General features: G+C 69.1%; 18 protein-coding genes. 4 read left to right on the forward strand and 14 right to left on the reverse strand.

What is annotated here, in order from left to right; genetic code table 11:
• Positions 1-58 precede the first annotated feature (58 nt).
• The 6 genes from leuB to JWP28_RS04795 all read right to left on the reverse strand — a co-directional run bounded on the left by leuB (position 59) and on the right by JWP28_RS04795 (position 5,942).
• Positions 59-1,111 carry a 3-isopropylmalate dehydrogenase gene (leuB, locus tag JWP28_RS04770; protein WP_299540558.1) on the reverse strand — a complete coding sequence of 351 codons (1,053 nt, stop codon included), beginning with the start codon at positions 1,109-1,111 and terminating at the stop codon, positions 59-61.
• 525 nt (positions 1,112-1,636) lie between these two features.
• A complete protein-coding gene (locus JWP28_RS04775) occupies positions 1,637-1,963 on the reverse strand; it encodes a putative quinol monooxygenase (protein WP_299540560.1) in 327 nt (108 codons plus the stop codon).
• Positions 1,964-1,977: 14 nt separating this feature from the next.
• Positions 1,978-2,589: a 3-isopropylmalate dehydratase small subunit gene (gene leuD / locus JWP28_RS04780; RefSeq protein WP_299540562.1), complete on the reverse strand. Its 612-nt coding sequence runs from the start codon at positions 2,587-2,589 to the stop codon at positions 1,978-1,980.
• The gene (locus JWP28_RS04785) at positions 2,589-3,449 is read right to left on the reverse strand and encodes a VOC family protein (RefSeq protein WP_299540564.1); all 861 of its coding nucleotides are present in this window, start codon (positions 3,447-3,449) and stop codon (positions 2,589-2,591) included. The genes leuD and JWP28_RS04785 overlap by 1 nt, the downstream gene beginning before the upstream one ends.
• Positions 3,446-4,870, reverse strand: coding sequence for a 3-isopropylmalate dehydratase large subunit (gene leuC / locus JWP28_RS04790; protein ID WP_299540596.1), 1,425 nt, complete (start codon positions 4,868-4,870; stop codon positions 3,446-3,448). The genes JWP28_RS04785 and leuC overlap by 4 nt, the downstream gene beginning before the upstream one ends.
• 88 nt (positions 4,871-4,958) lie before the next feature.
• Positions 4,959-5,942, reverse strand: a complete 984-nt coding sequence (locus JWP28_RS04795) for an NmrA family NAD(P)-binding protein (RefSeq protein WP_299540566.1) — start codon at positions 5,940-5,942, stop codon at positions 4,959-4,961.
• Between the two features lie 85 nt (positions 5,943-6,027).
• On the opposite strand from JWP28_RS04795, the gene JWP28_RS04800 reads away from it, so the two are divergent.
• On the forward strand, positions 6,028-6,933 hold the full coding sequence (locus tag JWP28_RS04800) for a LysR family transcriptional regulator (RefSeq protein ID WP_299540569.1): 906 nt from the start codon (positions 6,028-6,030) through the stop codon (positions 6,931-6,933).
• Entirely contained in the window at positions 6,930-7,325 is a 396-nt protein-coding gene (locus tag JWP28_RS04805; RefSeq protein WP_299540571.1) for a GFA family protein, read from the forward strand. Before JWP28_RS04800 ends, JWP28_RS04805 begins: the two co-directional genes overlap by 4 nt.
• Positions 7,326-7,452: 127 nt before the next feature.
• Here JWP28_RS04805 and rplS read toward each other — a convergent pair whose 3' ends face one another.
• Positions 7,453-7,851: a 50S ribosomal protein L19 gene (gene rplS, locus JWP28_RS04810; protein WP_299540573.1), complete on the reverse strand. Its 399-nt coding sequence runs from the start codon at positions 7,849-7,851 to the stop codon at positions 7,453-7,455.
• Positions 7,852-7,871: 20 nt separating this feature from the next.
• Positions 7,872-8,582, reverse strand: a complete 711-nt coding sequence (gene trmD, locus JWP28_RS04815) for a tRNA (guanosine(37)-N1)-methyltransferase TrmD (protein ID WP_299540575.1) — start codon at positions 8,580-8,582, stop codon at positions 7,872-7,874.
• Between the two features lie 75 nt (positions 8,583-8,657).
• Here trmD and JWP28_RS04820 point away from each other — a divergent pair, with 75 nt between their 5' ends.
• A complete protein-coding gene (locus JWP28_RS04820; RefSeq protein ID WP_299540577.1) occupies positions 8,658-9,521 on the forward strand; it encodes an acyl-CoA thioesterase II in 864 nt (287 codons plus the stop codon).
• 122 nt (positions 9,522-9,643) lie between these two features.
• Here JWP28_RS04820 and rimM read toward each other — a convergent pair whose 3' ends face one another.
• From rimM to JWP28_RS04840, 4 genes are all read right to left on the reverse strand, one after another.
• On the reverse strand, positions 9,644-10,150 hold the full coding sequence (rimM, locus tag JWP28_RS04825; protein ID WP_299540580.1) for a ribosome maturation factor RimM: 507 nt from the start codon (positions 10,148-10,150) through the stop codon (positions 9,644-9,646).
• A 180-nt stretch (positions 10,151-10,330) separates the two neighbouring features.
• On the reverse strand, positions 10,331-10,939 hold the full coding sequence (gene rpsP / locus JWP28_RS04830; RefSeq protein ID WP_299540582.1) for a 30S ribosomal protein S16: 609 nt from the start codon (positions 10,937-10,939) through the stop codon (positions 10,331-10,333).
• Positions 10,940-10,961: 22 nt separating this feature from the next.
• Complete coding sequence (gene ffh, locus JWP28_RS04835; protein ID WP_299540585.1) at positions 10,962-12,500, reverse strand: signal recognition particle protein; 1,539 nt, start codon at positions 12,498-12,500, stop codon at positions 10,962-10,964.
• A 165-nt stretch (positions 12,501-12,665) separates the two neighbouring features.
• Positions 12,666-13,070: a hypothetical protein gene (locus tag JWP28_RS04840; RefSeq protein ID WP_299540588.1), complete on the reverse strand. Its 405-nt coding sequence runs from the start codon at positions 13,068-13,070 to the stop codon at positions 12,666-12,668.
• Between the two features lie 439 nt (positions 13,071-13,509).
• Here JWP28_RS04840 and JWP28_RS04845 point away from each other — a divergent pair, with 439 nt between their 5' ends.
• Entirely contained in the window at positions 13,510-14,082 is a 573-nt protein-coding gene (locus JWP28_RS04845; protein WP_299540590.1) for a methylated-DNA--[protein]-cysteine S-methyltransferase, read from the forward strand.
• Positions 14,083-14,103: 21 nt separating this feature from the next.
• On the opposite strand, the gene JWP28_RS04850 is transcribed toward JWP28_RS04845, so the two are convergent.
• Both JWP28_RS04850 and JWP28_RS04855 read right to left on the reverse strand, forming a co-directional pair.
• Complete coding sequence (locus JWP28_RS04850; protein WP_299540592.1) at positions 14,104-15,030, reverse strand: DUF2167 domain-containing protein; 927 nt, start codon at positions 15,028-15,030, stop codon at positions 14,104-14,106.
• 107 nt (positions 15,031-15,137) lie between these two features.
• Positions 15,138-16,937, reverse strand: a 1,800-nt coding sequence (locus JWP28_RS04855; protein WP_299540595.1) for a M3 family metallopeptidase, incomplete at its 5' end; no start/stop codon positions are given.

Raw genomic sequence — 16,937 nt, forward strand, 5'->3', positions numbered from 1 at the left:
CCCGCCTGCGGCATTGGCGACATTTCCCCCGTACCGGGGGAAGACAGGAGACGCGCTCTTAGAGTTCGGCCAGCACCGCATCGGCCATTTCGACGGTCGTCAGCTTGCCGCCGAGGTCTGGCGTCCGGGCGCCGTGCTGCAGCGCGCGATTCACCGCCGCGAAGAGCTTGTCGGCCAGATCCGTGCGGTCGAGGGACCAGCGGAGGGCCATCTCGAACGACAGGATCGCGGCCAGCGGATTGGCGATGCCCTTGCCGGCGATGTCCGGCGCCGAGCCGTGGATCGGCTCGTAGAGGCCCGGCGTCCCGGGCAGGCCCAGCGCCGCCGAGGGCAGCATGCCGAGCGAGCCGGTCAACTGGGCGGCGGCGTCCGAGAGGATGTCGCCGAACAGGTTGTCGGTGACCAGGACGTCGAACTGCTTGGGGTTCTTGACGATCTGCATGGCGGCGTTGTCGGCCAGGATGTGCTCCAGGGTGACGTCGGCGAACTCGCGCCTGTGCAGGTCGGTGACCACTTCGCGCCAGAGCAGGCCGGAATCCATGACGTTGGACTTCTCGGCGCTGGTCACCTTGTTGCGCCGGCCGCGGGCGAGTTCGAAGGCTACGCGCGCCACCCGCTCGATCTCGGCCGTCGTGTAGACCTGGGTGTCGACGGCGCGCCGCCCACCGCCCGGCAGGTCCTCGATGTACCTGGGCTCGCCGAAGTAGATGCCGCCGGTCAGCTCGCGGACGATCATGAAGTCCAGGCCCTCGACCACCTCGCGCTTGAGGCTGGAGGCGTCGGCCAGCGGCTGGAAGCAGAGCGCGGGCCGCAGGTTGGCGAACACCCCCATGCCGGCGCGCAGGCCGAGCAGCCCGGCTTCCGGCCGCTTGTCCCGGGGCGCGTCCCTCCACTTCGGCCCACCGACTGCGCCCATCAGCACCGCGCGGGCGGAGTTGGCGGCGGCCAGCGTCTCGTCGGTCAGGGGCGAGCCGTGCTGGTCGAAGCTGGCGCCGCCGAACGGGCGCTCGTCGAGGGTCAGGTCCGGGGCGATCTTCCCGGCCACCCGCCGGACCTGCGCCGTCACTTCGGGCCCGATGCCGTCGCCGGGCAGCAGCAGCAGGTCGGTCATGGCGGGTCCCGAGGTTGCGCGTGGGCGGAGGCGACCTCCTAGGCGAACTCGCAGCGATCGGAAAGCCCCGCCGTCGCGTTCCCGGCGCTGCCGCCGCCCGCCGCGATTTCACCTCAAAGGGGGGCAAGGGTCGCGCCCGGTCGGCGGGGACCACGGATTGCTTCGACCGCGAGGTCGGGCTGTAAACGGAGAAATGCTTATGAAATTCGCCACGATAGCGGTGATCACGCTCGCCAGCGGTCTTGCGCTCGCCACCACGGCGGCGGCCCAGAGGGGCGGCGGCGGGGGGGCGGGCCACGCTTCAATGTCGTCCATGTCGTCCATGCGGGCCACGCCAGCCACACCGGCGACGCGAGCCACGCCGGCCACGCCGGCCACGCGAGCCACGCCGGCGACCCCGGGCTCAGCGGGCACACCTGCCACGCCAGCCACACCGGCGACGCGCGCCACACCGGCCACGCCAGCCACACCGGCCACACCGTCAACGGACTCGACTTCGCCAACCACCACCACCACCACACCGAACTAACGGCCCGCGGCGGTCGAGGCCTGGAGGGGCCGTTCAGAGACGACCTCATAGGCGGAGAGCTTGCGGTCGGAGACGCCATGCTCCGCGCAAGCCGCCCGCCAGGTCGCCATATGGGCGGCTTTGAAATGGGCCTCGATCGCCGCCTGGTCGCGCCAGGCCTCGAACACCCGGATCAGTCCGGGCTCGGCCACGTCCTCGCCGTAGGAATAGGTGATGCATCCGTCCTCGGCGCGGCTGGCCGTCAGCATGGCCCGCATGTGCGGCTTCAGTGCCGGAAGGTTCTCCGGCGGCACGCGCATCGTGCCGGCGATGATCAGGGTCATGCGTCTTCCAGCCCCTATGCGTCTTCCAGCCAGGGCTTCGCCAGCGCCTGCTTCATCTCATAGAGGTCGATGTCGCCGGCCGCCTGCAGGGTCTCGCCGATGGCGTCGAGGCCCTTCAGCATCTTCTCCTTGCGCTGCGGATCGATCTCGAAGGCGAAGGTCCTGCCCGACGGCGAGACCAGGGTCTGGGCCTCCAGGTCGACGGTGACCAGGTGGTTGCCGCCCTTGGCCTCCTCCAGCAGCGCCTGCACCTCGTCGCCCTTCAGCACCACGGGCAGCAGGCCGTTCTGGAAGCAGTTGTTGTAGAAGATGTCGGCGAAGCTGGTGGAGACCACGCAGCGGATCCCGAAGTCCATCAGCGCCCAGGGTGCGTGCTCGCGCGAGGAGCCGCAGCCGAAGTTGTCGCCGGCCACCAGCACCCCGGCGCCCTTGTACTCCGGCCGGTTCAGGACGAAGTCGGGCTTGGCCTTGCCCTCGCCGTCGAAGCGCAGGTCATAGAACAGCCCCTTGGCTAGGCCCTCACGCTCCACGGTCTTCAGGAACTGCTTGGGGATGATCTGGTCGGTGTCGATGTTGGCCAGCGGCAGCGGCGCGACCTTGGCGTCCAGGCGGGTGAAGGCTTCCATTAGGCAGGCTCCGGAGCCGGTTCGGCGCTGAGGATGAGGGTCGGCACGCCGGCTGGGGCGTCGCGGACGGTGAAGACGCGGGTGCCCGGCTTTCGGCCGGTGCGGACCTCGGAGACATCGAAGCCGGCGGCGGCCATGCGGGCCTGGGCGGCTTCAGGGTCGGTCACCCGCCAGGCGAGGCCGCCGAAAGTGTCTGGGTCGTCGGAGGGCGGGCCCTTCAGGCTCGCGCCAAATTCGACGACCGCGTCGCCAGCCTTGAAGAACAGTTGCCGCGCGCCCCAGCTCTCGTTGCTGCGGTCGAGGCGCAGGTCGAGGCCGAGCTTGGCGCCATAGATCGCCAGCGCCCGATCCGGGTTCGGCGTGCGGATCACCACATGGTCGAGCTTTTCCACCGCGCCGTCGCCGGTGGGCTCCGAGAGCGGCCAGGGTGTGCCGTCGCGCGGCGGGGCGATCAGCAGGACCTGCAGGCCGGCGGTGTCGTCGGGGTGCGGGTTGGAGCCCAGCCAGTAGCGCTTGCGGCCATCGTCGTGGGTCGAGCGGGTCAGCGCGGGCTCGGTCATGCGAAGGCCGCGCCGGGCCATCAGCTTCTGCGCGCCTTCGAGGTCCTCGGCCGTGAAGGCGACGGCCCAGACGCCCTCGCCCTTGGCGTCGAGGTGGGCGCGCATGCGCTCGCCGAACGCGCCCTCGCCGTGCGGGGTAATGATGTCGAGCGCCATGTTGGGGAACTGGAACCAGGCGTGCCGCGCGCCGCCGTCGCCGCCGATCCAGTTGGGCTCGCGGCCCAGCATCTTGCGATACCCGTCGACCACCGGATCGAGGTCGCGGACGGCGAGCGCGACGTGATCGATGGCGGTGATCACAGGAAGTCGCGCACGTCGGCGATGTGGCCGGCGATGGCGGCGGCGGCGGCCATGACCGGGCTCATCAGGTGGGTGCGGCCGGCGCGGCCCTGGCGGCCCTCGAAGTTGCGGTTGGAGGTGGACGCGCAGCGCTGGCCGGGCGGGACCTTGTCGGGGTTCATGGCCAGGCACATGGAGCAGCCGGGCTCGCGCCATTCGAAGCCGGCGGCCAGGAACACCTCGTCCAGGCCCTCGTCCTCAGCCTGGGCGCGCACCAAGCCTGAGCCCGGGACGACCATTGCGCGGACGTGGTCGGCGACCTTGCGGCCCTCCACGATCTGGGCGGCGGCGCGCAGGTCCTCGATGCGGCTGTTGGTGCACGAGCCGATGAACACCACGTCGACCTTGGCCTCCGAGATCGGCTGGCCGGCTGCGAGGCCCATGTATTCCAGCGCGCGTTCAGCCGAGGCGCGCTTGCCGGGGCTGGCGAAGCTCGCCGGGTCCGGCACCCGGTCGGTGACGGCGATCACGTCCTCCGGGCTGGTGCCCCAGGTGACCAGCGGCGCGATCTTGGCCGCGTCGATGGTGATCTCGCGGTCGAAGTGGGCGTCGGAGTCGGAGAAGAAGCTCCGCCAGTAGGGCTGGGCCATCTCCCAGGCGCCGGCCTTGGGTGCGGCGGGGCGGCCGCGCAGGTAGTCGAAGGTGGTCTCGTCGGGCGCGATCAGGCCGGCCCGCGCGCCGGCCTCGATGGTCAGGTTGCAGAGCGTCATGCGCCCTTCCATCGACAGCGCGCGGATCGCCGAGCCGGCGTATTCGATGACGTAGCCGGCGCCCCCCGCCGTCCCGATCTCGCCGATCACCGCCAGCGCATAGTCCTTGGCGCCGACGCCAGGGATGGGCGCCCCCTCGATGTTGACGCGGAAGTTCTTCGATTTCTTCTGACGCAGGGTCTGGGTGGCCAGCACGTGCTCGACTTCCGAGGTGCCGATGCCGTGGGCCAGGGCCCCGAAGGCGCCGTGGGTCGAGGTGTGGCTGTCCCCGCAGACGATGGTCATGCCGGGCTGGGTGCGGCCCTGCTCGGGGCCGACCACGTGGACGATGCCGTTCCTCACGTCGCCCATCGGGAAGAACTCGATCCCGTAGTCCTTGACGTTGCGCTCCAGGGTCTGGAGCTGCAGCCGGGCCTCCTCGTCGGCGACGGCGGCCACGCCCAGCGCCTGGCCCTCGGTCGGCACATTGTGATCGGCGACGGCGAGCGTGCGGTCAGGCCGGCGCACGGGCCGCTTGGCGGCCCTGAGGCCCGCGAAGGCCTGCGGCGTGGTCACCTCGTGGATCAGGTGCAGGTCGATGTAGAGGATCGCCTCGCCGTCCTGTTCCCCATTGTTGCTTCGGGGGACGACGTGTCCGTCCCAAATCTTGTCGTAGAGTGTCTTGCCGGGCATGGACCGCATGTAGGTCCGCCACCCCGCGCACGTCTAGTGCTGCGGCGCCGCAGATTTACGCCGATCCCCGCAATGTTTTGCCCGCAGGTCAGGCGGCGAGCCGGGTCGCCTCCCGCGGCAGGGCGTTCAGGCCCGCCAGAGCGAGCCTCAGCGCCTCCTCGATGGGGGTGTGGGGTTCGACGCCGAGGCGGGCTACGAGCCTCGTGTTGTCGAGCAGCACCGGCGTCTCCCAGAGGTAGCGCATCTCCAACATCTCGCGGAACGTCTCGTTGAACGGGGCCATGGCGCGGATGGCGAGCCAGGGCAGGCGGCTGACCGCTAGCTTGCGGCCGGCGACGGCTTCCAGCGCCGCGATCAGCTCCTGGCCGGTCAGGGTCTGTCCCCGCATGTGGAGGACCTCGAACGCGCCGAGGTTCGTCTCGTCCTCCACCAGCCGGACCATGGTCTCGGCCACGTCCGGCAGATAGGCCCAGCAATGCGGCACGGACAGCGGCCCCGGATAGCTGACTGCGGCGAGCGCCCGGCCGGGCTTCAGCAGGCCCTGCGACAGCCAGTTGTTGCCGGGCCTGGGGCCGAAGAAGTCGCCGGCGCGAACGATCAGCACGCGGACGCCATCCTCCGCGGCCTGCGCGAGGGCCTGCTCCATCTGCACGCGGATCGCGCCCTTGCGGGTGACCGGATGCTGGGGCGAGCCCTCGGTCAGCTTAGGGAAGGCGTCGGGCCCGAAGTTGTAGACCGTGCCCGGGAAGACCAGCCGCGCGCCGGCGGCCTTGGCCGCGGCAATGCTGGCCGAGAGCATCGGCAGCTGCAGCCCCGCCCAGTTGCGGTAGGCCGGCGGATTGGCGCCGTGCATCACCAGGCTCACGCCCTGGGCGGCCGCCACGACGTCGGCCTCGACCATGGCGTCGCCCTTGACCCATTCCAGGCCCTGGCGGCCGGACGTCCGCCGCGCCGTCTCCGGATCGCGGTGCAGCGCCCGCACCCGCCAGCCGCCGGCCAGCAGGCGTTCCGCCACCGCCCCGCCGACCCCGCCCGTCGCCCCGATCACCAGTGCATCCTTCTTGTTCGACATCGGCTTGCCTCCTTTGGCTTCGCGCAAGAGATGCCGCTTCAGGAGGCTCAACAGAATTGCCGAATTTCCGAGATCGGCTATACATATGCGCATGCCTGGACCGAACGACTGGGACCTCTTCCAAAGCCTGCACGCGGTGCTGGAGGCTGGCACCCTGTCGGCCGCCGCCCGGTTGCGCGGCCTCACCCAGCCGACGCTGGGTCGCCACATCGAGACCCTGGAGCAGCGTCTCGGCTCGCCGCTCTTCCTGCGCAGCCCGCGCGGCCTGCAGCCCACGGACCTGGCGCTGGAGCTGAAGCCCCACCTGCACGACATGGCCGCGGCCGCCTCCGCCGCCGTGCGCGACGCCTCCGGCGCGGCGGATTCCCTGACCGGCTCGATCCGCATCACCGCCAGCGAGATGGTCGGCGCCGAGGTCCTGCCGCCGATCCTGACAGACTTCCGGCGCCAGCATCCCGGCATCATCATCGAGCTGATGATGTCCAACATCGTTGACGACCTCTCGCGCCGCGAGGCGGACATTGCCGTGCGCATGGCGCCGCCGACCCAGAGCGCGCTGGTCGCCAAGAAGGTGGGCGAGGTGCAGCTGGGGTTCTACGCCACGCCCGAATACCTCGAACGGTATGGCCGGCCCGGCAGCATGGCCGAGCTCGAGGACCACACCATCATCGGCTTCGACGGGCCGGCCCGCAGCATAAAGGACCTGGCGGGGATGAATGTCCCGGTCAGCCGCGAAACCTTCGACTTCCGGTCGGACAGCGACCTTGCCCAGCTGGCGGTCATGCGCGCCGGTTTTGGCATCGGCGTCTGCCAGCCGACTATCGCGCGCCGCAACGGCCTGGTGCGGGTGATGGCCAATGTGGTGGTCTTCAACCTGGGGGTCTGGATCGTCATGCACGAGAACCTGCGGGCCAGCCGCCGGATGCGCCTGATGTTCGACCACCTCGTCGAGGGCGTGACGGGCTATATCCGGGAGGGCCGGGACGGGTGAGCGCACCTTACGCTGGCGGCTGCCTTTGCGGTCAGGTCCGGTGGCGGGCGACGGCCGAGCCCGCCAACGTCCGCGTCTGCCATTGCCGCAACTGCCAGCGGGCCACCGGCGGCCCGTTCTTCGCCCGCGCGGTGTTCCTGGCCGACCATATCGAGCGCGCGGGCGAGACCACGCGCTGGCCGACTTCGGAGCGGGTCGACCGCCTGTCCTGCGCCCGCTGCGGGACGCCGGTCTTCGCCGAGCCCAAGGACCCGCCCGCCCGGCTTGGGGTGGCGCTCGCGACGCTGGACGATCCCGGGTCGCTGGTCCCGGAGGCGCAGATCTGGGTCAGCGAGAAGCTCGCGTGGGTGACGATCCACGATGGCCTGCCGCGATTCCCGCAGGGAGCCTAGCAGCTCGATTCCTCCCCCGTCGGGGGAGGTGGCGCGAAGCGCCGGAGGGGTCCGCTCAGATCCTAGAGGACCCCCTCAGTCAGCTTCGCTGACAGCTCCCCCATCGGGGGAGCAACTGGCGTTTGGGTCAGGTTTCCGACGTCTCGGGCGCCCCTTCGGTGCGCGCCTGCATGGAGCGTTCGGCGATCCGGGCCGACTTCCCGCGGCGGTCGCGCAGGTAATAGAGCTTGGCGCGGCGCACGACGCCGCGGCGCTTGACCTCGATGGACTCGATCATCGGGCTCATCACCGGAAACAGCCGCTCGACGCCTTCGCCGAAGCTGATCTTGCGGACGGTGAAGCTCTCGTTGATGCCCTGGCCGCCGCGGGCGATGCAGACGCCCTCATAGGCCTGGACGCGCTCGCGCTCGCCTTCCTTGATCTTCACGTTCACGCGCACAGTGTCGCCGGGCTGGAACTCGGGGATCTTGCGGATTGCGAGAAGGCGGTCGGCCTCTTCCTTCTCGAGGGTCTCGATCACGTTCATGGTCTTCGTCCTTACTGGGCTTAATCGCCCTTTGCCTGTTGATTGGCGGGATGCCGCGCCCACAAGTCCGGCCGCCGCTCCCGCGTAGTTCTCTCCCGCTCAGCCCGCCGCCACTTGCCGATTTCGGCGTGGTGGCCGCTAAGCAGGACCTCGGGGATATCGAGCCCTTCGAACGTCCGCGGCCTCGTGTACTGCGGATGCTCGAGGAGCCCGTCCTCGAAGCTTTCTTCACTCAAGCTCCCGGCTTGTCCCAAAACTCCCGGGACCAGACGGACGCACGCCTCGATCGCCACCAGCGCGGCGGCCTCGCCACCGGCCAGGACCGCATCGCCCACGGCGACCTCCTCGAACCCGCGAGCCTCGATGACCCGTTGATCCACCCCCTCGAACCGACCGCACAGGACGATCAGTCCCGGGCCGTCGGCCCACTCTCGTACGCGCGCCTGGGTCAGGGGCCGGCCCCTAGCGCTCATGTATAAAAGCGGCCGCCCCCGCCGCTCCACGCTGTCAAGCGCAGAGGCGATGACGTCCGCCCGCATCACCTGTCCAGGACCGCCACCCGCGGGGGTGTCGTCGAGGAAGCCGCGCTTATCCTTGGAAAAGTCCCGAATGTCCACCGTTTGCAAGGTCCAGAGCCCCTGCTCGCGCCAGGCGGTCCCGATCAGCGAGACGCCCAGCGGGCCGGGGAAGGCCTCGGGGAACATGGTCAGCACGGTGGCGTCGAACGGCATGGCGCTTCAAAGGGCCGCGACCGGCTGCGCCGTCAAGCCTTGCTGGGCCGCCGGTCCCATCGTAAGCGGCGCCTCATGGAAACCGAGAACCTGACCGAGACGCTCCAACTGGAACGGATCGAAGTGAACCTCTTCCGCGGGACCACGGCGGACAACTCGCCGGGGCGGATCTTCGGCGGCCAGGTGATCGGCCAGTCGCTGCTGGCGGCGTATGAGACGGTCGAGGACCGCATCTGCCATTCGCTGCACTGCTACTTCATCCGCCCGGGCGACCCGACCGTGCCGATCGTCTTCGAGGTGGACCGCTCCCGCGACGGCGGCAGCTTCACAACCCGGCGGGTGATCGCCATCCAGCACGGCCAGCAGATCTTCAACCTCGCCGCCTCGTTCATGGCGCTCGAGGAAGGCTACGAGCACCAGGCGCCGATGCCGGCCGCCAAGAGCTGGGCCGACCTGCCCGACGAAGCCGAGCTGCAGAAGGCGGCGATGAAGGACGCGCCGGAGGAGGCCAAGCGCTGGCTGTCGCGGCCCCGGCCCATCGAGATGCGCTCGGTCGACGCGCGCAGCTACTTCCAGGCGGGCGGCCCGAAGGACCCGCAGAGCCAGAGCTGGATGCGCGCCCGCGAGCCCATCGGGCCCGACCAGCACATGCACCAGGTGATCCTGGCCTACGCGTCCGACATGAACCTGCTTTCGACCGCCATGCGGCCGCACCGGGTGCACTGGCAGACGCCGGGCTTCCAGTCGGCCAGCCTCGACCACGCCATGTGGTTCCACAAGCCGATCAACTTCAACGACTGGCATCTCTACGCGCAGGACAGCCCCAGCGCGTCCGGCGGGCGCGGCTTCATCCGCGGCTCGATCTTCGCCGCGGACGGGACGCTGGTGGCGAGTGTGGCGCAGGAAGGCCTGATGCGGATGCGGAAGCCGAAGGCCTGAGACAGTTGCTCCCCCGCTGGGGGAGCTGTCAGCGAAGCTGACTGAGGGGGTCATCCACGATCTGAGCGGACCCCCTCCGGCGCTTCGCGCCACCTCCCCCGAAGGGGAGGAACTTAGCTGGGCTATTCCGTCTCTTCCGGCTTCACCGCCACGATCCGGCGCTCGGCGATCGACACTTCCGGCACGGCCTCGCGGGTGAAGGGCAGCCACCAGCTTTCGCCGGCGGGGGGCTCGATCTCCAGCAGGTCGCCGGCGCCGAAGTCGCGGACGGAGCGGACACGGCCCAGGGGCTCGCCCTGCGGGCTCACCACCGATAGACCCACCAGGTCGGCGACGTAGAACTCGTCCTCATCCTCCGGCGCGGGCAGGACGGCGCGTGGGATGTAGAGCCGCAGGCCTCGGGCGGCCTCGGCCTGGTCGCGGGTCTCGATCTCCCGGGCGCGGGCGACGACGCCGCCCTTGGCGACCCGGCCGCCCGTCAGCGTGAGGGCCGGCGAGCCGTCCTCACGCAACAGGGTCTTGTAGTCCACCAGCGCCAGCGGCTCGGCCGTGAAGCTGGCGATGCGCACCTCGCCGCGGACGCCGAAGGCGCCCGCTACGCGGCCAACCAGGATCAGGTCAGCGTTCATCGTGTCCTTCTCCCCCTGTGGGAGAAGGTGTCGGGCGAAAGCCGACGGATGAGGGGTCGCGCACAGCCATCCACCGCGAACCACCTGTCCGCCCATCCGAGAGTTCTGCGAGACCCCTCATCCGACCCGCTGCGCGGGCCACCTTCTCCCACAAGGGGAGAAGGAGACCTGGCGCAGTTCCTAGCCTTCGGCCTTTTCGTCGCCGGCTTCGACGGCGGCGGCTTCGGCGGCGGGCTCAACAGCGGCTTCTTCGGCGGCGGGCTCGGCCGCGGCTTCTTCCGCAGGCGCGGCTTCTGCGGCAGGTTCTTCGGCAGCGGCTTCAGCGGCCGGCGCTTCTTCAACAGCGGGCGCTTCTTCAGCCACAGCCTCAGCGGCGGGGGCTTCTTCCACGACCGGCTCGGGCTCAGGCGCCGGCGGCGGGTTGTTCTTGGCTTCCTCGATGGCGGCGGCGCGGTCGGCCTCGCGCTGGGCGCGTTCGCCGGCGCGTTCCTTGGCCTTGGTTCCCGGCTGGCCCTTGTTCGGGTTGTTGCCGTGTTCCCACTTCACGAGGTCCAGCTTGCCGAGCTCGCGGGCCACGCGGTCGGTGGGCTGGGCGCCCTTGCCGATCCATTCCTGGATGCGCTCGACCTTCAGGACGACGCGGTTCGGGTCGTCCTTCTTCAAGAGCGGGTTGTAGCTGCCCACCTTCTCGATGAAGCGGCCGTCGCGGGGCGAGTGGCTGTCGGCGACGACGATCGAGTAGTAGGGGCGCTTCTTGGCGCCGCCACGGGCGAGACGGATCTTCAGCATCGGGTGGTCCTTTTGAACTCAGCTATTTCTTGAAGGGGTTGAAGCCGGGGGGCAGGCCGCCGCCCCCCAAGCCGGAAAGGGGGCCAGGTAATTTCGGGCCGCCGCCCTGCTGCAGCTTGGCGGCCATCTCTTCGATCTCTTGCTCGCTGGGCATCTGCATCTTGCCGCCGCCGAGGCTCTTCAGGCGGTCCACGCCGCCGCCCATTCCACCCCCGCCGCCGCCCAGCATCTGGGCCATCTGGGCGAAGCCGCGGCCGCCGCCCTTGCTCATCATCTTGAAGGCGTCGGCCATCTGGCGGTGCTGCTTCAGCAGCCGGTTGACCTCGGCCACGTCGACGCCGGCGCCGGCGGCGATGCGGCGCTTGCGGGACGCGGCCAGGACGTCGGGCTTCTTGCGCTCCAGCTTGGTCATGGAGCCGATGATCGCCGCCTGGCGGTCGACCATCTTGTCGGAGATGTTGGCCTCGGCGATCTGCTTCTTGATCTTCTGGACCCCGGGCAGCATGCCCATCAGGCCTTCCATGCCGCCCATCCGCTTCATCTGCTGAAGCTGCTCGGCCATCATGTCGAGGTCGAACTGGCCCTTGGCGAGCCGCTTGGCCATGGCCTCGGCCTTGGCGACGTCGAGCTCCTCGGTGGCCTTCTCGACCAGGGCCACGATGTCGCCCTGGCCCAGGATGCGGCCGGCCACGCGGGCGGCGTCGAAGGCTTCCAGGCCGTCGATCTTCTCCGAGACGCCCAGGAACTTGATCGGCAGGCCGGTGACCGCGCGCATGGAGAGCGCCGCCCCGCCGCGCCCGTCGCCGTCGGCGCGGGTGAGAATGAGGCCGGTCAGCGGCAGGCGTTCGTGGAAGGCCTTGGCGGTGCGAACCGCGTCCTGGCCGGTCAGCGCGTCGGCGACCAGCAGGGTCTCTGAGGGATTGGCGATGCGCGCGATCTCGGCGGCCTCGCTCATCATCGCCTCGTCGAGCGTGGTGCGCCCGGCGGTGTCGAGGATGACGACGTCGTAGCCCTGCAGCTTGGCCGACGACAGCGCCCGGCGCGCGATGTCCGGCGCGGCCTGGCCGGCGACGATCGGCAGGCTCTCGACGCCGGCCTGCACGGCCAGCGTCGCCAGCTGCTCCATCGCGGCGGGGCGTCGCGTGTCGAGCGAGGCCAGCAGGACCTTCTTGCGCTCCTTGCCGAGACGTAAGGCCAGCTTGGCCGCGGTGGTGGTCTTGCCGGAGCCCTGCAGGCCGGCCATCAGGATCACGGTCGGCGGGTTCAGCGAGAGGTTCAGGCCCACCGGCTCGCCCTCGCCGCCCAGCATCTCGACCAGGCCGTCGTAGGTGATCTTGACCACCTGGTCGGCGGGCCGCACCGAGCGGATCACCGCCTCGCCGGTCGCCTGTTCCTTGGCCTTGGCGATGAAGTCGCGGACCACCGGCAAGGCGACGTCGGCCTCGAGCAGAGCCACACGGACCTCGCGCAGGGCCTCGTCGACGTCCTTCTCCGACAACACGCCCTTGCCGCCGAGGCGGTCGAAGACGCTGGAGAGCCGATCTGTCAGTGCGTCAAACAATCCAAACTCCTAAAGCCCAAACGCGGTCGACCCCCGTGGACGATTGCGTCGACGGGGGGCCTCGCCGTCCTCGTCCCATATAAGAATGGGGGTCGTGACGGTGGAGGGCGCTGACCGAGGTTGGCGCCGGAAGGGCGCGCTTATGCGCCTAAGAGGGGGTGTGGGTCAAGGAAGGGGGGCAGGGTCAGACCATTCGATCGGTTCGCCGACCAAACGCCAAGTCACGAGCTCTGTATCGGATGCCAGAGCAAGCACCGCCGCTTCGACGGTGTGATAGGTCAGCCATTCGAATGGATGTGATGCCCGATATTGTATCCAACCTCGCTCACCGCGCCGCCAGCCGTACTGCAGCCTCCGGAGCAATCTCCGGCGTGGTTGACCAGATGCTCGTATCGTCACCTCTAGAACAGCCGCGTCAGCACCGGGTGCGACCTTTGCCCATTGCGACATGATTTCGGCGTTCCGGGCGTCGTGGACTTTCCATAGTGACTCCAGGTTCGCGCCGGCCCTTTTCGCTTTCTCAGCGAGCAATTCAATTTGATGCGCCGTCAGCGGATAGCTGCGTTTCATTGCTTCTCTCAGGACGCATCATCAGATGCCACCCGCCCTTAAACCTCATGGTCAGATGCGAGCCTGCCGGTCCAGGCGTGTCAAGGCCGCGCTCTTCGGCGCGCCGCTCCGCGGGCGGCCTGCGGCCGCGCCTTGAGACGCCTGGACCGGCAGGCAAACATGGCCGCCATGAGATTTAAGCCGGGGTTTGCCGCAACTCCCCTCTCCCCGAGCGAAGCTCGAGAGGGAGAGGATAAAGGAGAGGGCGGTGGAGGATTTTCCGCCCGCGCTCCGGGTGGGTCAGGAACGCACAGGCCACGGCATCGCCGCCTGCGGTCCGCCCACCGCCGCGCCACCCTCTCCCTTATCCTCTCCCTCTCCGCTTCGCGGGGGGCGAGGAGATGTGATCGATGTCCGAAAGCCGCCAGCGGGCCGCGATGAACGGGCCTATATTCACCCCATGACCCATTACACCCTCTTCGAAACCGAGATCGGCTGGGCGGGGCTCGCCTGGAACGACAAATGCCTCGTGGGCGTGCACCTGCCCGAGCGTGAGCCGGACACCTCGCGGCGCAGCTTCGAGCGGCGTTTCCCCGGAGCCGTCGAGGCGCCCGCCCCGGAATCCCTCGCCCCCACCATCGCCGGCATCCAGGCGCTGATGCGCGGCGAGAAAGCCGACCTTTCCGACGCCCCGCTCGACATCGCCCGGGTCCCCGAATTCAACGCCCGGGTCTACGAGATCGCCCGCGCCATCCCGCCCGGCGAGACCCTGACCTACGGCGAGATCGCCACGAAGCTCGGCGACAAGCTGCTGGCCCGCGACGTCGGCGCGGCGCTTGGCAAGAACCCCTGGCCGATCGTCGTCCCCTGCCACCGGGTGACCGCGGCGAACGGCAAGCCCGGCGGCTTCTCCGCGCGCGGCGGGGTGAACACCAAGCTCAAGCTCCTCACCATCGAGGGCGCGGCCTTCGTGCAGCCCGCGCCATCGAAGGCGAAGCCCACCTCCGCGCCGCAGCCGTCGCTCTTCGATTGACCCGGCTGACTTGCGGTTCGCCTAGGTGTCCGCCGGCTCGGTGACCTGCTCTTCGACCGGCTCGACGGCGGGCAAGGCGGGGGCCGGCTTGCTGAAGCGGCGCCTGATCCACGCCCAACCGCCACCAACGGCTGCAAGGATCAGCACGATGCCCTTCTTTGCGAAGACCAGCAGCACGGCGAGCAATCCGAGCTTCTTGGCGACCAGCAGCCCGGCGCCCGCGGCCACCAGGCCGGCCAGGCCGTAGCCCGCAGTCTTGTCGCCGTCCTTGTAGTCGGCATAGCGCGCGCCGGGCTCGAACTCCGCGATCCGGGCGAGCGTTTCGGCGGCCGGCTTGACGTTCGGCAGGTCGGACATGGTGGCGACCATGTTCAGGCTCAGCACCCCATATCGGCCGAGGTGGCGGACATCGTAGTTGAGGGTGTGCTCCGCCTCGTCGCCGAACTGCAGTTCCCGCGCCCAGATGAGGTCGTGCCGCGAGGCTTCGTATTGCGGTGGCTGCGCCCATCCGACGAGGTGTCTGGCGGCGAATCCGGTCTTTTGGCGCTGAGCGTTGTCGTCCGCCTCGCCGGCCTGCATGTCGCTCAGGAGCTTGTTGTAGTCCGCGGTCTTGGCGTCCTTGTCGCTGACGTAGAGCGTCGGGTTGTAGGTCACCACCGCGCCCCAGGAGCTGTCGATGAAGCTCTTGCCTTCCGGGAAGACGATGCCGAGCACGCCATCGGCGGCATCCGGCGGATTGCCCCATCCCTGAGTGATCACCTTCTTCGCATCGTCGGCGTTCAGGAAGTAGTAGCCGGAGCCAAGCTGCAGCGCCGCCTTGGCGCCGGGAAGCTGGACCGCGCCATGCACCGGCTTGAGGCTGTCGCGCAGAATCGTGAGCTTCTGCAGCTCGGCCTGCTGTTCCGGCGTCAATTGCGCCGGATCGGCTGCGGCCGATCCAGCGGTCAACACCAACGCCGCGACGGCGGCGCAAAACCTTCCAAACATATCCGAACCCCCCGGCCCAAGCTTGAACGCGGCAGAGTCGGACACGAGAGTTAAGGGATTGTTCTACCCTAGGTAGGAAATCCCTTGTCCCGCAAATAGGCCTTCACATCCGGGTCGCGGCCGCGGAAGGCGCGGTACTGGAGGGCGGGGTCGACGGTGTTGCCGACCTTCATGATGTTCTCGTGCAGGCTCCTGGCGACGGCCTTGTCGTAGGGGCCGCCCTTTTCGGTGAAGGCCTCGAAGGCGTCGTGGTCCAGCACCTCGGACCACAGGTAGGAGTAGTAGCCCGCCGAATAGCCGTCGGAGGCGAAGATGTGCTGGAACTGCGGGGTGCGGTGGCGCATCGGCAGCTCGGCCGGCATGCCGAGCTTGGCGAGCTCGTCCTTCTCGAATGCGCGCGGGTCGATGTCGGCGTCGCCGGCCAGGTGCAGCTTCATGTCGATCAGGGCCGAGGACAGGTACTCGGTGACGTTGAAGCCTTCACGGAAGGTGTGGGCCTTGTTGATCTTGGCGACCAGTTCGGCCGGGATCGGCTTGCCGGTCTGGTAGTGCACGGCGAAGCGGTTGAGCACCTCCGGCGTCGGCAGCCAGTTCTCGTTGAGCTGCGAGGGGAACTCGACGTAATCGCGTGGCACCCGCGTGCCCGACAGCGACGGATAGGTCACCTCCGAGTTCAGGCCGTGCAAGGCGTGGCCGAACTCGTGGAACATGGTGATGCCATCGTCCCAAGAGACCAGCACCGGCTGCCCGGGCGCGCCCTTCACGAAGTTGGCGTTGTTGGAGACGATGGTGGTGATCTTGCCGTCGAAGGTTTCCTGCGCGCGGTAGGCGTTCATCCAGGCGCCCGAGCGCTTGCCGGTCCGCGCATAGGGGTCGAAGTACCAGAGGCCGACCAGTTGGCCGCCGCGCGTCACCTTCCAGACGCGGACGTCGGGATGCTGCACCGGCACGTCGGAGACGGGCGCAAACTCGAAGCCGTAGAGCTGGCCCGCGGCCCAGTGCATGCCCTCGCGCAGCTTCTCCAGCTGCAGGTACGGCTTCACGTCGTTCATATCGAGGGCGTAGCGCTCGGCCCGCACCTTCTCGGCGTAGTAGCGGTAGTCCCAGGGCGCGATCTTGACCTTCGCGCCTTCTCTGTCGGCGACCGCCTGCATCTCGGCCACCTCCTGGTGGACGCGGGCGACGGCCGACGGCCAGACCCGCATCATCAGGTCCATGGCGTGCTCGGGCGTCTTGGCCATGGCGTCGTCGAGCCGCCAGTGGGCGTGGGTGGGATAGCCGCGCAGCTTGGCGCGCTCGGCCCGGAGCTTGAGGATCTGCTTGATGCCGGCATTGTTGTCGTGGGCGTCGCCGTTGTCGCCGCGGGCGTAGAAGGTGCGCCAGACCTTCTCGCGCAGGTCGCGGCGGTCGGAATAGGTCAGGAACGGGTCCATCGAGGAGCGGGTGTTGAGGATCGCGTACTGGCTCGCCTTGCCACGCTCCTTGGCGGCCTGGGCGGCGGCTTCGCGTACGTCGTGCGGCAGGCCGGCGAGGTCACCCGCGTCGAGGTAGAGGACGTAGTCCGTCTCGTCGGCCAGCAGGTTCTGGTTGAAGGTGGTGAACAGCCCGGCCAGCTCCTTGTTGATCTCCGCCACGCGGGCCTTGGCCGCTGGCGAGAGCTTGGCGCCGGCGCGCACGAAGCCGTTCCAGCGCAGCCAGGCCAGCCGCTTCTGCTCGGGCGTCAGGTGCGCGGTGTCGCGCGCCTCGTAGACCGCCTCGATGCGCCGGAAGAGCTTTTCGTTCTGCAGGATCTTGTCGCGGTGCGTGGCCAGCTTCGGCTCCATCTCCTTCTCCACCGCCCGCACCTCGGGGTTGGAGAGGGTGTCGCT

Origin of the sequence: Phenylobacterium sp. (genome assembly GCF_028290885.1) — a bacterium.
Taxonomy (GTDB): domain Bacteria; phylum Pseudomonadota; class Alphaproteobacteria; order Caulobacterales; family Caulobacteraceae; genus Phenylobacterium.

Coding starts and splice junctions, on each gene's coding strand:
- leuB (WP_299540558.1), bottom strand. CDS start 1,111: ATGACCGACCTGCTGCTGCTGCCCGGCGACGGCATCGGGCCCGAAGTG.
- JWP28_RS04775 (WP_299540560.1), bottom strand. CDS start 1,963: ATGACCCTGATCATCGCCGGCACGATGCGCGTGCCGCCGGAGAACCTT.
- leuD (WP_299540562.1), bottom strand. CDS start 2,589: ATGGAAGCCTTCACCCGCCTGGACGCCAAGGTCGCGCCGCTGCCGCTG.
- leuC (WP_299540596.1), bottom strand. CDS start 4,870: ATGCCCGGCAAGACACTCTACGACAAGATTTGGGACGGACACGTCGTC.
- JWP28_RS04795 (WP_299540566.1), bottom strand. CDS start 5,942: ATGTCGAACAAGAAGGATGCACTGGTGATCGGGGCGACGGGCGGGGTC.
- JWP28_RS04800 (WP_299540569.1), top strand. CDS start 6,028: ATGCGCATGCCTGGACCGAACGACTGGGACCTCTTCCAAAGCCTGCAC.
- rplS (WP_299540573.1), bottom strand. CDS start 7,851: ATGAACGTGATCGAGACCCTCGAGAAGGAAGAGGCCGACCGCCTTCTC.
- trmD (WP_299540575.1), bottom strand. CDS start 8,582: ATGCCGTTCGACGCCACCGTGCTGACCATGTTCCCCGAGGCCTTCCCC.
- JWP28_RS04820 (WP_299540577.1), top strand. CDS start 8,658: ATGGAAACCGAGAACCTGACCGAGACGCTCCAACTGGAACGGATCGAA.
- rimM (WP_299540580.1), bottom strand. CDS start 10,150: ATGAACGCTGACCTGATCCTGGTTGGCCGCGTAGCGGGCGCCTTCGGC.
- rpsP (WP_299540582.1), bottom strand. CDS start 10,939: ATGCTGAAGATCCGTCTCGCCCGTGGCGGCGCCAAGAAGCGCCCCTAC.
- JWP28_RS04840 (WP_299540588.1), bottom strand. CDS start 13,070: ATGAAACGCAGCTATCCGCTGACGGCGCATCAAATTGAATTGCTCGCT.
- JWP28_RS04845 (WP_299540590.1), top strand. CDS start 13,510: ATGACCCATTACACCCTCTTCGAAACCGAGATCGGCTGGGCGGGGCTC.